The organism is Blautia schinkii (assembly GCF_013304825.1).
GTDB lineage: Bacteria > Bacillota > Clostridia > Lachnospirales > Lachnospiraceae > Blautia_A > Blautia_A schinkii_B.
In genome coordinates, this window is record NZ_JAAWUO010000008.1 from 35,119 (window position 1) to 48,889 (window position 13,771).

General features: G+C 45.3%; 12 protein-coding genes. 11 read left to right on the forward strand and 1 reads right to left on the reverse strand.

Annotated features, from left to right (window positions below; genetic code table 11):
* Positions 1–67 precede the first annotated feature (67 nt).
* From ispE to HFM85_RS07550, 7 genes are all read left to right on the forward strand, one after another.
* Positions 68–949 carry a 4-(cytidine 5'-diphospho)-2-C-methyl-D-erythritol kinase gene (gene ispE, locus HFM85_RS07520; RefSeq protein WP_173737669.1) on the forward strand — a complete coding sequence of 294 codons (882 nt, stop codon included), beginning with the start codon at positions 68–70 and terminating at the stop codon, positions 947–949.
* Positions 939–1,640, forward strand: coding sequence for a GntR family transcriptional regulator (locus HFM85_RS07525; RefSeq protein ID WP_119239407.1), 702 nt, complete (start codon positions 939–941; stop codon positions 1,638–1,640). The genes ispE and HFM85_RS07525 overlap by 11 nt, the downstream gene beginning before the upstream one ends.
* A gap of 88 nt (positions 1,641–1,728) precedes the next feature.
* Positions 1,729–3,258, forward strand: coding sequence for a spore germination protein (locus tag HFM85_RS07530; protein ID WP_173737670.1), 1,530 nt, complete (start codon positions 1,729–1,731; stop codon positions 3,256–3,258).
* On the forward strand, positions 3,255–4,940 hold the full coding sequence (locus HFM85_RS07535; RefSeq protein ID WP_173737671.1) for a GerAB/ArcD/ProY family transporter: 1,686 nt from the start codon (positions 3,255–3,257) through the stop codon (positions 4,938–4,940). Before HFM85_RS07530 ends, HFM85_RS07535 begins: the two co-directional genes overlap by 4 nt.
* A gap of 64 nt (positions 4,941–5,004) precedes the next feature.
* Positions 5,005–5,334 (forward strand): hypothetical protein, encoded by a 330-nt coding sequence (locus tag HFM85_RS07540; RefSeq protein WP_173737672.1) that lies wholly within the window; start codon positions 5,005–5,007, stop codon positions 5,332–5,334.
* A gap of 41 nt (positions 5,335–5,375) precedes the next feature.
* Positions 5,376–6,197: a glutamate racemase gene (gene murI, locus HFM85_RS07545; protein ID WP_119239410.1), complete on the forward strand. Its 822-nt coding sequence runs from the start codon at positions 5,376–5,378 to the stop codon at positions 6,195–6,197.
* 53 nt (positions 6,198–6,250) lie between these two features.
* Positions 6,251–6,697 (forward strand): DUF1934 domain-containing protein, encoded by a 447-nt coding sequence (locus tag HFM85_RS07550; RefSeq protein WP_173737673.1) that lies wholly within the window; start codon positions 6,251–6,253, stop codon positions 6,695–6,697.
* Between the two features lie 119 nt (positions 6,698–6,816).
* Here HFM85_RS07550 and HFM85_RS07555 read toward each other — a convergent pair whose 3' ends face one another.
* A complete protein-coding gene (locus tag HFM85_RS07555) occupies positions 6,817–7,257 on the reverse strand; it encodes a hypothetical protein (protein ID WP_173737674.1) in 441 nt (146 codons plus the stop codon).
* 248 nt (positions 7,258–7,505) lie between these two features.
* Here HFM85_RS07555 and HFM85_RS07560 point away from each other — a divergent pair, with 248 nt between their 5' ends.
* The 4 genes from HFM85_RS07560 to HFM85_RS07575 all read left to right on the forward strand — a co-directional run bounded on the left by HFM85_RS07560 (position 7,506) and on the right by HFM85_RS07575 (position 13,630).
* The gene (locus HFM85_RS07560) at positions 7,506–9,002 is read left to right on the forward strand and encodes a polysaccharide deacetylase family protein (protein WP_243251597.1); all 1,497 of its coding nucleotides are present in this window, start codon (positions 7,506–7,508) and stop codon (positions 9,000–9,002) included.
* Positions 9,003–9,059: 57 nt separating this feature from the next.
* The gene (locus HFM85_RS07565; protein ID WP_173737675.1) at positions 9,060–10,565 is read left to right on the forward strand and encodes a polysaccharide deacetylase family protein; all 1,506 of its coding nucleotides are present in this window, start codon (positions 9,060–9,062) and stop codon (positions 10,563–10,565) included.
* A 176-nt stretch (positions 10,566–10,741) separates the two neighbouring features.
* Entirely contained in the window at positions 10,742–12,034 is a 1,293-nt protein-coding gene (gene tig, locus HFM85_RS07570; RefSeq protein ID WP_173737676.1) for a trigger factor, read from the forward strand.
* 180 nt (positions 12,035–12,214) lie between these two features.
* Positions 12,215–13,630, forward strand: a complete 1,416-nt coding sequence (locus HFM85_RS07575; RefSeq protein WP_173737677.1) for a polysaccharide deacetylase family protein — start codon at positions 12,215–12,217, stop codon at positions 13,628–13,630.
* The last annotated feature ends 141 nt before the right edge of the window (positions 13,631–13,771 follow it).

Sequence of the window (13,771 nt, forward strand, 5' to 3'; positions counted from 1 at the left end):
AAAGAATGTAAAAATCATATAAAATATAAGTATAAATACTGTATACAAAGTACAAATGGAGGGGCATATGCGGTTAAAAGCAATGGCAAAAATCAATCTCGGACTTGATGTTCTGGGAAAGAGAGAAGACGGCTATCATGAAGTGCGCATGATCATGCAGACGATCCGTATGTATGATATCCTTGATATACGAAAGACAAAAAAGCCTGGAATCGTGCTGACAACGAATCTTCCTTTTATTCCGGCAGACAGAAGAAATCTTGTATATAAAGCAGCAGAGATGCTGATGGAGGAGTTTGGTGTTGAAGAAGGACTTTCCATCAAGCTACGCAAGTTTATTCCGGTGGCAGCCGGAATGGCAGGCGGAAGTTCTGATGCAGCGGCTGCATTCGTAGGGGTAAACCGGATGTTCCGTCTGGGACTTACCGAAGAACAGCTGATGGAACGTGCAGTGAAAGTAGGAGCAGATGTTCCGTACTGTATCATGCGTGGAACAGCTCTGGCAGAAGGGATCGGTGAGAAGCTGACCCGTCTTCCGAAAGTTCCGAAGTGCTATGTTCTCATAGGTAAGCCGGGGATCAATGTTTCCACGAAGACAGCATATGAGAATCTGAACCTTGCCGGGATCGGGAAACATCCGGATATCGATGGAATGATCGGGGATATTGAGAAGGGAGACCTCTATGCAATGGCCTCCAAAATGGAGAATGTTTTTGAGCCGGGGATCATAAGACAGTATCCGGTGATCGGAGATATCAAGACTCTCATGGAAGAAAAGGGTGCACTGAAGGCAGTGATGAGCGGAAGCGGTCCTACTGTATTTGGAATTTTTGATAACAGGGATAAGATGGCAGCTGCAGCAAAGAGCCTCCGAAGGAGCGGCCTTGCGAAGACAGTATTTGCTACAGATATTTACAACAGGGATGGAGGATTTACGGATGACAAGTGATTTTTCTGTGGATATGAATGAGTATCTGCCGCTTCGCGATGTTGTTTTTAACACTCTGCGGCAGGCAATCCTGAAGGGCGAGCTGAAACCTGGAGAAAGACTTCTGGAGATCGCCCTTGCGGAGAGGCTGGGTGTGAGCAGAACTCCGGTCCGTGAAGCCATGCGTAAGCTGGAACAGGAAGGGCTGGTGGTGATGATCCCGAGAAGAGGAGCCCAGGTTGCAAGTATCACGGAGAAAGATCTCAACGATGTTCTGGAGGTGCGTATTGCCCTTGAGAATGTTGCCATAGAGAAAGCCTGCAAGCTGATCACAGAGGAAGAGCTGGGACGGCTCTGGGTGGCAGCCAAGGAATTTGAGAAAACCAAGGCAGAGGGAAATCTGGTACGTCTTGCCGAGACAGACGTTGCTTTTCATGAGATCATATACCAGGCATCAGATAACAAACGTCTGAACCAGGTGCTGAATAATTTAAGAGAGCAGATGTACCGCTACCGTGTGGAATATCTGAAAGAAGAGCAGACAAGAAACCTTCTTGTCAATGAGCATGAGGAACTGGTGAAGGCGATCCGTGATGGAAATGTGGAGAGAGCTCAGGAGATTTCCTTCAATCATCTGGAGAACCAGAGGAAGGCCATCATTCGCACCATCCGCGCAGAGAACGAAGCGAAAGAGGACAAGAAGAAAGAATAAAAATAAGATACATGGAGATATTAAGAGAGATGTCAGGACGACATCTCTCTTTTTTCATATGGTAATTTATTTGATCATATGTGTATGGATGCCTGGAAAGGAGGGGGTATTTGTGGAAGACAGAAAAATATCAGCATTGCTCCACGAGAACGAAACTTACATCCGAAAACGCTGTGAAAACTGCGATGACATTCTGATCCGGCCCATGGTTCTTGGAGAAGGCCACAAGGTAAACTGTCTTATGGTCTATATCGAGGTTACAGTTTCCAATATGATGCTGGATGATTCTGCCATTGGAAAAATGGTAAATCATTTCTGGGAAATACCGGCAGAAAAGATCCGGGAATTTATCCGGAAAAACAGTCTTGGAATCGCTGATGCAGAAGAATTATCTACCATGGAGGAAGTATTTTCTGCAATGCTTGCGGGAAATGCTGTTTTCTTTATGGATGGCTATGACAAAGCCATGAAAATATCCAGCAGGGGATATCCTGGCCTTGATGTATCCGAGGCAGAGACGGAAAAAGTCCTCAGAGGATCCAAAGAGGGCTTTTGCGACAGAGTAAAAATTAATGCGGCTCTCATACGAAAGCGGCTTCGGGATACCAGGCTGAAAGTGGAACAGCAGGATATAGGTGTGCGTTCCCATACAGTAGTCCAGTTATTATATGTGGATGACCTTGTACATGAGGAACTTCTGGAATCCATCAAAGAGCGTCTGGAATTCTTTACAGTGGACGGAATTCTGGACAGCGGCATGCTGGAGCAGCTGACCGAAGAAGCCTGGTATTCACCGTTTCCGCAGTTTCAGACAACGGAGCGGCCTGACCGTGCTGCACAGGAACTTCTTAATGGAAAAGCAGTTCTGCTTTGTGACAACTCGCCTGTGGCACTGGTACTTCCGGGAGCTTTCAACAGCTTCATGGAAAGCAGTGAAGACTGGTACAATCGTTTTGAGATGACATCGTTTCTGCGGGTATTGCGGTATCTGGCCATGGCTGTTGCAACGCTTCTTCCGGGACTTTATCTGGCTGTGATCCGTTTTCATACACAGGTGCTTCCTGCAAATCTGATCCTTTCTTTTGCCCAGGCAAGGGAAGGTGTGCCTTTTTCCAGTGTGGTGGAGCTTGTATTTCTGGAGCTTTCATTTGAGCTGATCCGGGAGGCTGGGGTGCGGATTCCGGGGGAACTTGGAAATGCCATCGGTATTGTCGGAGGCCTGATCATCGGACAGGCAGCAGTGGAGGCAAACCTGGTAAGCCCGGTGGTGGTTATCATTGTAGCTTTGACTGCACTTGGTTCCCTGGCAATCCCAAATGAAGAATTTGCTTCTGCATTCCGGCTTTTAAAATATGTGTTTTTGTTTCTGGGCGGATATCTGGGGATCTTTGGGATTGTGCTGGGGCTGTATCTCACAGCTGCACATTTAGCCGGACTTTTAAGTTTTGGTGTCCCATACCTGGTACCTTTCGTGGAAAAAAACGGAGAGTCGGAAACCGGGGGAAGGATCTTGAGGCTCCCTTTCCGAAAAAGAAAATTCCGTCCGCTTTATGCGCGCAGTGACCAGAAAAGAAGACTTAGAACTTTGGCCTGGCGGCAGAAAGGAAAAGGTGTATGAGGTTCGCAGAAAACAACAGGATTTCTCACAGGCAGCTTTTCAGACAGATCATACTGGTATTTCCGGCACCGTTTTTGCTGTGTCTGTTCCAGGGTGGCTCCATGATCGGAAAAAGTGCGGTGGCGGGGACTGTGACAGCGGCAGTTATTCTTCTGTTTTATGTGATTTGGCTGATCAGGTTAGGGCCTGCATACAGTGAGATGGAAAAAACGGCTGGAAACATTACTGTACGGTTTATTGGACTTTTCTTCCTGGTATATGTGATCTTAAGTGCTGCTTTTCTTGCAGACCTCATGGCACAGGTGGTTCCGTCAAGCCTGATCAGCGGTATCTCCGGAAAATATCTCTCTCTTCTGGCAGTGGCAGCCTGCAGCATTGGCACACATCGGGGAATGCAGCGTCGTGGAAGGATCGCAGAAGTGTCAGGAGGATTTTTTCTGGCAGGAATAATCCTGCTGATGATCTTAAGTGCAGGTCAGGGAAAAACGGAATATTTTCTTGAAGTCTGGACTGGGGAAAGCAGTGGATTTTCAGGAGAAGAATGGATGGGCAGCACCTGGAGGCTTTTAAGTGCTTTTTCCGGGGTGGGGCTTTTGCCTTTTGCCCTGGATAAAGTAGAAAAACAGGGAAGTGCAAGGAAACCGCTGATTTCAGGGCTGCTTACAGTGTGCGGCGTTGTACTTGGAATGCAGATTCTTCTTCCGGCAGTGTTTGGGCGTGAGAGACTTTTTACGGAGGTGTATCCCATCCTGCCGCTTCTGGATGGGGCAGATCTTCCGGGAAATGTACTGGCCAGATTCGATGTGATCTGGATGGGATTTCTTGTATTTGGGCTGTTTTTTTCTATGGGAAGTCTGTTTCATTATGGGAACCAGATCGCGGCCGGAACGAAGCTGGGAACCGGGAGATACTGGATCCCTGCGGCAGGTTGGATTCTTTCCGTATATAATTGGAATGGTTACGGGATCAGAGATTATTATGGCAGTTATCTTGGATATGTTTTTGTGCCGGGACTTCTTGTGATACAGCTACTTCTGAGCATGGGAAAATACGGACACAGAAGAAAAAAAGTGGCAGCAGCAGCTTTGTTTCTGGCAGTATGTCTGACCGGAACAGGATGTGCTGCCGTAGAACCGGAAAAAAGAATCTATCCACTTGCTCTGGGAGCAGGAGCTCTGGAGAAGGGATTTATGCTGAAATATGCAATGCCTGACATGAATGTCACCACAGGACAGGAAAAGCCGGATGAAGATCCTGTGTCAGTTCTGACTATTGCAGGAGCGGATTTTAATGAGATCGAGAAGATTTACAATCGTTCCCAGGAAAAATATCCGGATCTTGGTCATCTACAGGTTGTGATCCTGGATGAAAATATGCTCACAGAAGAGAATCGGGTGGCTTTTGTCCATTATCTGAAACAGGAGGAGCATGTGGGAGAGGATGTTTATGTGTTCCGCACGCAGATGCTTTCTGAAGTTTTTCGCTGGAAAGGTGCGCAGCAAAGTTCTGTAGGGGAATACCTTCAGGGAATCCAGGAAAACCGGACTTCCGGGCAGCAGAAAAAGGGAATCACTCTTCGGGAAGTGTATCATCAGTTTTATAAAGACGGGACTTTGCCGTGGCTTCCTTCTGTGTGGGTGGACGGTGATCTTCTGGAGGTAGATTACGGAAATAGTGAATAAAGTCAGAGGATCTGGTGAATAATTGAGATACCTTAAGGAAAAAGAAAAGCAGGGGGAAGATCTGATGAGGAAGATCGGAGAGAGACTTGAAATAAGCAGCAGATTCAGGAAAATACTGAGGGCTTTGGCTGTGGTAGCAGTGATCCTGACTATTACAGCTGGATGTGCAGATTATATTGGAGCATGGGGCTCCGGCGGCTCAGAGAACAATGCAGGAAGTATAGCGAAAAATACAGCAGATAACACACATAATATACCGGAGTTTTATAATCCGCAGCTCTACGCATGGTGGGGAACTATCTACCCGGAATTCTGTTTTGAAAAAGGCGAGGATACCGATGAAACTAAGCCTGTGAAGCTTTCCTTCTGGCTTGCGAAAGCTCTTGATTGGTGATACAATAATCTAACGATTAATCAATTCAGGAGAAAAGATCAATGAATATAGATAGAAATGCACCGGTAGGTGTGTTTGATTCCGGTATCGGAGGGCTGACAGTAGCCAGGGAGATCATGCGCAATCTCCCTTCCGAAAAAATAGTATATTTTGGAGATACGGCGAGAGTTCCATATGGAAGTAAATCCAGGGAGACGGTAATCCGTTATTCACGCCAGATCATCCATTTTCTTCAGGAGCAGAAGGTCAAGGCTATTGTGGTAGCCTGCAACACAGCCAGTGCTTTTGCCCTGGATGCAGTTCGTGATGAGCTGGATATTCCTATTATAGGAGTGATCGAGTCCGGTGCAAGGATCGCTGCCCAGGAGACGAAGAATAAGCGGGTAGGAATTATCGGTACAGTTGGAACAGTAGGCAGCGGTATCCACGCTTCCTATCTGAAAGAACTGGACCCGGAGATCACAGTGATCGGCAAGGCATGTCCGCTGTTTGTCCCACTTGTTGAGGAGGGCTGGCTTCATGATCCGGTCACTGAGGAAGTGGCCAGAAGATATCTCAAAGAGCTTCAGGATCAGGAGATCGACACATTGATCCTTGGCTGCACTCATTACCCTCTTCTTCGTTCTACGATCCGTAAGATCATGGGAGAGGAAGTGCGTCTGGTGAATCCGGCTTATGAGACTGCACTGGAGCTTCGCAAGCTTCTGGCAGATATGGGGCTTGCAAGCGATGAGACGGTGGAAGAGGAATTTCCGTATCGCTTCTATGTAAGTGATCTGGCTGAGAAATTTAAAGATTTTGCCAATTCGATCCTGCCTTACAACGTAGAAAAAACGCAGAAGATTGATATTGAGAAGTATTGAAGTTACTGTTCACGAAGTGAAGTAAGCAGTATAAGTATTAGGAGAAAAGAGAAATGCAGAAAGAAGTTTTGATCCATGTAAGAGGACTTCAGATGATGGATGCCCAGAGCGATCAGGAGCCGATCGAGATCGTTGTTCCGGGACAGTATTATTTCCGCAATGGTTTCCATTATCTCAGATATGAGGAGATTCTGGATGAGAGTTCAGAGCCTACTATCAACTACATAAAAATGTCCGGGAAAGGTCTGGAAGTCAGCAAGAAAGGTCTGGTCAATGTACATATGGTATTTGAGCAGGGCAAGAAAAACATGACATATTACACCACTCCGTATGGAACACTTCAGATGGGGATCGCAGCCACTAATCTGGAGCTGACAGAGAGTGAGGAGGATATTCATATGAAGGCGGATTATGCACTTGATATGAATGAGGAGCATGTGGCAGACTGTTATCTGGCGATCCAGGTACAGCCGAGGGACTGTAAGGATTTTGTCTTATAAAACCCCAAAATAGCGGATAAGAGTGATTTTATCCATCTGGCGAAGAAATAAAAAACCGCTGTGTCACCTGAGGATGATATATCCTGCAGTGCACAGCGGTTAATTTTTCGGATTTTACATTATTTACGAAATCTGGCGAGAAAGCCTTTTTTCTTCTTCTGCGGAGTTTCAAGTGAACCGCGGATTCCTTTAACACCAACGATGTAGAGACCGCTGACTTCTGCTTTGATCTCTTTTTTAACCGGGATCAGATCGAAAACTTTTTCATCTGCAATGAGAATGCTGATCTTCGGACCAACTTTGGCTTTAACGATCGGAAGTTTGGAACGGCGCATAAGCTTAGGTGTCTGGTCGATGACCATCTGCGGAAGTCCGGAATCTTTTAAAGGCATCCGTTTTTTATCGATGACCAGCATGGAAACTGTCTGCTTGTTAGCCTGGATCTGAGCCTGCTGTTCGTCCTGTTTTTTCTGAGCCTTTTTTCCGAAGAAATAGAGAGCGACTAATGCTGCGATCAGAATAACGAGGATGACCAGAAGAACAATGGTAACTGTACTCATTTGAGAATCCCCCTGTATGTATATTTGTTTCGCAATCGGTTACATTACGTAAACATCATTTTAGCATTGTTTCAGGAAAAAGGCAATTAAAAAGTTAAAAAGACACCGGGAACGGTGGAAATTTAAATGTTTACAAGTTATAATGACTGTGATGTGATTCACAATGTATGGTGTGAAAATTGCAGGACATAACTATAGTCAAGATATAAATCAGCAATCTGGATAAACCGGATATGGAGGAAAACGAAATGGAGAAGGAAAAGCCCAGGGGAACACGCCCGGAAATGGGAACCCCGGAGTATGAAGAATGGCGTAAACGTATGATCGCGCGAAGACGAAAACGTTTGCAGAGAGAACGAAGGAAACGGCTGATTGCTATGGGGGTGGCACTTGTAGTTGTGATAGGCGGTATTTCCGCAGGAATCAACAGCTGTAATGGAAAAAAATCTTCCGTATCCCGGCAGGATAACACTTCTGCCAGTGCGAAAACAGAAAACGGAACTTCAGCGAAGAAGGACTCCGCAGAAGATACGACAGATTCCAAAGAAAATTCAGCAGCAAAAGATATCCTTGCGCAGGCAGATATCCTTGCACAGCAGTATAATTACGATGAAGCGATTTCTCTTTTGAAAAAAGATTCATCTTATTCTTCCAGTAAAAAGCTGCAGTCAGCAGTAAAGAAATACGAAGAAACCAAAGCAACCTGTACTGCGTGGCCACTTGAAAAAGTGACCCATGTTTTTTATCATATACTGATCAAAGACACGTCCAAAGCCTTTGATGGAGATTATAAAGAAGCAGATTACAATCAGGTAATGACGACTATTGATGAGTTTAACAAGATCACCCGGACCATGTATGATGAAGGCTACGTTATGGTAAGCATCAAGGATATGGCAAAGGCAGATGAAAACGGCAATATGACAGAAGGTGAGATCCTTCTCCCGCCGGGTAAAATCCCGTTTGTTCTTTCTCAGGATGACGTATGTTATTATCACTACATGGATGGCGACGGTTTTGCCACGAAATTAATTGTGGATGATGAGGGGAAGATCCGCAATGAATATGTGGAAGATGATGGAAGCATATCCGTGGGCGACTATGACATGGTACCGCTGATCGACCGTTTTGTGGAAGAGCATCCGGATTTCTCATACAGAGGAGCCAAGGGAATCATTGCGCTTACCGGATATAATGGAATTTTGGGATATAGAACAGATGAGAGTTATGAGACCCGGCCGGCTGACCTGGATGACAACAAAGTGGAATGGCTTAATGAACATCCGGATTTCAGTCTGGAAAAAGAGCGCGAAGGTGCAAAAAAAGTGGCAGATGCCATGAAGGCTGAAGGCTGGGAATTTGCAAGCCATACCTGGGGCCACCAGAATGTAGGTCAGATCTCTCTGGAGAAACTTCAGGCAGATACCGAGAAATTCAAGAAAAATGTAGATCCGCTGATCGGGGGAACGGATATCATTATATTTGCTTTTGGGACAGATATTACTGATGCTGAAGATTACTCCGGCGATAAATTCGAATATCTGAAAGGTCAGGGATACAATTATTACTGTAATGTGGATTCCAGTCAGTATTTTGTGCAGATTCGGGACAGATACTTCAGACAGGGCAGAAGAAACCTGGATGGATACAGAATGTATTATAATCCGGAACTTCTGGAAGATCTTTTTAATGCAAAAGATGTTTTTGATCCGGCAAGACCTACGCCGGTACCGCCAATGGGCTGATAAATTTTTTATCTGTACAGCAACGAGGGGACATTAAAGAAAGGGGCTACTATTATTATGAAGAAAAAAATTGCAGGTGTACTGACAACAGTACTTGCAGCATCGCTTTTTGTGGGAGGAAATGTACCTGTTACCACACAGGTTGGCAGTATGGCAGCAGAATCACAGGAAGACGAAGATACACAGGCAGATGAGGCAGAAGCTGAAAGCGGCGAAGATACACAGTCTGAGGTGGATGAGGAAGAGGCGAAAGTAGCAGCAGATCCGGAAGATCAGCCGGCAGCTGCCGAGACACCGGAAGAAGAGGCAAAAGCAGAGAAAGAAACACAGAAACGCGAGGCATCCGAAGATACCTCTTCCAGCACACTTTCAGATGAGAAAGCACTTCTCAAAAAAGCCAAAAAACTGGCGCAGCAGTATGATTATACAGGTGCGATCTCAACCCTGAAAAACAACTGGAAATTTGCAACCAGTGATAAGATGCAGGAAGTAGCAGCAGCCTATATGAAGAAGAGAGATGCCTGCGTGGAATATCCGCTGGAGAAGATCACCCATATATTTTTTCATTCCCTGATCGTGGATACAAACAGGGCTTTTGACGGAGATTCCGATGAAGCCGGATATAACCAGATGATGACTACAGTCAGTGAATTTAAAAAGATGCTCCAGATCATGTATGATAAGGGGTATGTTCTGGTAAGTCCTCATGATATGGCAGTTGTGAATGACGACGGAACTATGAGTAAAGGCAAGATCATGCTTCCAGAGGGCAAGATCCCGTTTGTTCTCTCAGAAGATGATGTCAGCTACTATCATTACATGGATGATGACGGATTTGCATCAAAGCTTGTGATCGATGATAACGGAGATATCAAATGTGAATATACGAAGGCAGACGGAAAGACAGTGACCGGTGATTATGATGTTGTGCCGATCCTGGATTCCTTTATCAAAGAGCATCCGGATTTTTCCTATCACGGAAGAAAAGGAATCCTGGCTATGACCGGCTATAACGGTGTTCTGGGATATCGTACAGACGGAGCCTATAAGACCGGAAAGAACCTGCAGGACGATCAGAAGGCTTTTCTAAAGGCTAATCCGGATTTTGATTATGATAAAGAAGTAAAAGCAGCCAAAAAAGTGGCAAAAGCCATGAAGAAAGATGGCTGGGAATTTGCAAGCCACACCTGGGGGCACAGAAATGCTACAACATCTACAGCAGCCGAGCTGAAAACAGATAACAAGAAATGGGAAAAGTATGTAGCACCTATTCTTGGAAAAACAGATATGATCATTTTTGCCTTTGGCGCAGATATCGGTGACTGGGAAGGATACACTTCTGATAATGCTAAATATGAGTATTATAAGAGCCGCGGATATCGCTATTTCTGCAACGTGGATTCCAGCCAGTACTTTGTACAGATCACAAGTCAATATTTCAGACAGGGAAGAAGAAACCTGGACGGATACAGAATGTATTACAATCCGGATATGTTAAGCGATCTTTTTGATGTATCTGAAGTGTGGGATTCATCCAGACCGACACCGGTTCCTGAGATGTAAATTAACGTACGTCAGGAACATCTGACGCAGTAATTTATGCTCTGCACAGCTGAACTTGATGAAGTAATTTCCAGGAGTGCTATAAGTAAATAAATTTTACAGATAAGCGGGAAAAAGAGATTATAATTTTACCATACGTGATTTTTTCGAAATGATTTTGATGAAGGGAGTAGGATATGAAGAAAAAAGCATATCTTGTTGTTCTGGCATTGTGTACAGCACTGGCATTTACAGCCTGCGGCACAACAACCGATAAAAAAGAGAATACAAAATCTGCTGCAGAAGCACAGGATACAACAAATACCGATAAGGAAGATTCAGGATCAGAGGCCTCTGACAGTGTAGATTCATCAGATAAAGCTGCAGTTTCCGGAGATACAAGACTTGTTTCTGCAGACGATGTCAGCAAGTACGTTACTATTGGACAGTATAAAGGGCTTTCCCTTGATAATACTGTGGAAGCTGTGACAGACGATGCTGTTGACGGAAGAGTAGAAGAAGAACTTCAGAACAAGGCAGAAGAAGTAACAGAAGGCAGCGTTCAGGATGGAGATGTTGTCACCATCAACTATGTAGGAACCAAGGATGGAGTGGCATTTGACGGCGGTACAGCGAATAATTATGAGCTGACTATCGGATCCGGAACATTCATTGACGGTTTTGAGGACGGGATCATTGGCATGAAGAAGGGCCAGACAAAAGATCTTGACCTTACATTTCCGGATGAGTATCCGTCTGAAGATCTTGCAGGACAGGAAGTTACATTTAAGGTAACTTTACAGAGCTTTAAAAGGGCACCGGAGCTTACTGATGAGTGGGCTGCCAAGAACACAGACTGTAAGACTGCAGAGGACTATAAAAAAGAAATCCGGAAAACTCTTGAGAGTGAAGCAAAGACAAGCGCACAGAATACGCTGCGTGAGACAGCATGGAACACTGTGCTCTCAGCATCTGAAGTGAAGGAATATCCTCAGGATGATCTGGACACAGCAAAAACAGAGTTCAGGACACTTTATGAGAATTATGCAAAACAGGGCGATATGACACTGGAAGATTTTGTGAAAGCCCAGGGAATCTCCATGGATGATTTTGAGGAGCAGGGCAGCCAGTATGCAGAGTACAAGGTGAAACAGAATCTGATCGTACAGGGAATCATGGATGCTGAGAATATGACACTTGAAGATGAGAAGTCGCTTGCTGTTCAGGATGAACTGATCCAGGCTTATGGTGTTAAGGATCTGGCGGCACTGGTGGATAAATATGGTCAGGCAGCTGTAGATGAATCCATCGGGCTTCTGAGAGTGGAAGATTTTATCCTGGATAATGCAACTGTTGAGGAGAAGGTCACAGCCGGTGATACAGAAGGTGAGAACGGAGATGATCCTTCTACAGACGGAAGCAGTGCAGAAGGTGAAGTAGATGAGGAGCTGGAAACAGCGGAAGCTGCTGATATGGTACCGGCAGAATAATAACAGAACCTGATGTGCGGTTCCTGGAAGTCTTTTCGGGAACCGCCTTTTGCACGGAAAAGACAGAATAGAAAATTAAGAGATTCTTTCGGGAATTGGCATTGTATTTAAGTGGCAAATGAGGTATGATTAAAGGCAGAAATTAAAGAAAGTTATAGGGATATAAACGGGGATGTAAAAATGGACAAAAGAGTTTTACGTGAACGAATGCGCAGAAAACAGCAGCAGTTGAGACGACGCAGGATGATGAAACGTGTGACGTGTGTGATTGCAGCAGTTCTTCTGCTTATTTTTGTTGTCAGAGGCGTAATTCTTCCAATTGCGAATCGCATAGGCGGTGGAAGTAATAAAGAGGCGGAGACAGTGAATGTACAGGCGAATGCTTCGGGAGCTTCATCAGATAACAGCACCGGGGATGACACTGCATCGGCAGATACAGCTGATTCATCTGAATCATCATCGGACAACAGCAGTACAGATGCTACAGTAATGCCGGTAAAAGGTACAGCAGCAGGAGACAGGCTTTCTGTTATGACACCAGGCTGGCATGAGGGTTCCAACGGTAAATGGTATCAGAATCCGGATGGTACATATTATATCAATGGCTTTGCAGAGATTGACGGAACTACATACAGTTTTGATGAGAATGGATACATGCAGACAGGCTGGGTTGAGAAAGGTGTGAAGGATTACTATTTCAATGAGGATGGTTCCTATGATCCTTCCAAAAAGCGTCCGATGATCGCACTGACCTTTGATGATGGCCCGGGAGAGTACACAGAGACTCTTCTTGATACTGTTGAGAAATATAATATTCATGTTACTTTCTTTATGCTGGGACAGAATGTGGAAGGTCGTGAATCCACAGTACAGAGAATGCTTAAGCTTGGATGCGAGATCGGAAACCATACCTGGGATCATCCTTCCCAGACACTTCCGAACATGGATCTGGATTCTGTTTTACAGGAGTTCCAGAAGACAGATGATGCTCTTGTGAAAGCCTGCGGACAGGCTGCAACTGTCTGCCGTGCACCATATGGTGCCATCACAGAGGAGCAGATGACAGCAGTAGACAAGCCGTTCTTTATGTGGTCTACAGATTCTCTTGACTGGAAGCTGATGGACGCAGATGCAGACTATAATGAAATCATGAATGACAGCGGACTGGGAGACGGTTCCATTATCCTGATGCATGATATTCATGAGCCATCTGTGAAATGTGCCACAGAGAAACTGATCCCTGAGTTGATCAATGAAGGATATAAACTCGTGACAGTCAGTGAGCTTGCAGAGGCTAAGGATGTTACTTTACAGAGTGCTTCCTATTCTGATTTCTGGGACAGCTCCCTTCAGGCCGGTCGTGTTGCAGGATATGCCGGAAATTCCGATGCCTCCTCTGATGGCAGTGATTCTTCTGAGGACAGCAGTGCGGCAGATGGAGCAGATGTGAGTGATGGATCTGACGGATCTTCCGACAGCAGTTCTGACGGAAGCGGCGACGGATCTGACGGATATTCCGATGGAAGCAGTGATGGCAGTGATTATTCTGATGGTTCCGAAGACGGTTCCTATGATGACGGAAGTGAAGAATACTAAATAATATGTGAGATTAACCAAAGAGATCCGGGTGACAAAATGCGTGTCATCCAGGTCTCTTTTTTGACTTTATCCGACACTGTCGGATAATAGACACATATCGGATGGAGGGGGTTTTTCCTTGACTGAAAATATAGGGAT

What these genes read in the sequence shown, in the direction of transcription:
- HFM85_RS07525 (WP_119239407.1), top strand. Translation starts at nt 939, where the DNA reads ATGACAAGTGATTTTTCTGTGGATATGAATGAGTATCTGCCGCTTCGC.
- HFM85_RS07550 (WP_173737673.1), top strand. Translation starts at nt 6,251, where the DNA reads ATGCAGAAAGAAGTTTTGATCCATGTAAGAGGACTTCAGATGATGGAT.
- HFM85_RS07535 (WP_173737671.1), top strand. Translation starts at nt 3,255, where the DNA reads ATGAGGTTCGCAGAAAACAACAGGATTTCTCACAGGCAGCTTTTCAGA.
- HFM85_RS07575 (WP_173737677.1), top strand. Translation starts at nt 12,215, where the DNA reads ATGGACAAAAGAGTTTTACGTGAACGAATGCGCAGAAAACAGCAGCAG.
- HFM85_RS07530 (WP_173737670.1), top strand. Translation starts at nt 1,729, where the DNA reads ATGCCTGGAAAGGAGGGGGTATTTGTGGAAGACAGAAAAATATCAGCA.
- ispE (WP_173737669.1), top strand. Translation starts at nt 68, where the DNA reads ATGCGGTTAAAAGCAATGGCAAAAATCAATCTCGGACTTGATGTTCTG.
- HFM85_RS07555 (WP_173737674.1), bottom strand. Translation starts at nt 7,257, where the DNA reads ATGAGTACAGTTACCATTGTTCTTCTGGTCATCCTCGTTATTCTGATC.
- tig (WP_173737676.1), top strand. Translation starts at nt 10,742, where the DNA reads ATGAAGAAAAAAGCATATCTTGTTGTTCTGGCATTGTGTACAGCACTG.
- HFM85_RS07560 (WP_243251597.1), top strand. Translation starts at nt 7,506, where the DNA reads ATGGAGAAGGAAAAGCCCAGGGGAACACGCCCGGAAATGGGAACCCCG.
- murI (WP_119239410.1), top strand. Translation starts at nt 5,376, where the DNA reads ATGAATATAGATAGAAATGCACCGGTAGGTGTGTTTGATTCCGGTATC.
- HFM85_RS07540 (WP_173737672.1), top strand. Translation starts at nt 5,005, where the DNA reads ATGAGGAAGATCGGAGAGAGACTTGAAATAAGCAGCAGATTCAGGAAA.
- HFM85_RS07565 (WP_173737675.1), top strand. Translation starts at nt 9,060, where the DNA reads ATGAAGAAAAAAATTGCAGGTGTACTGACAACAGTACTTGCAGCATCG.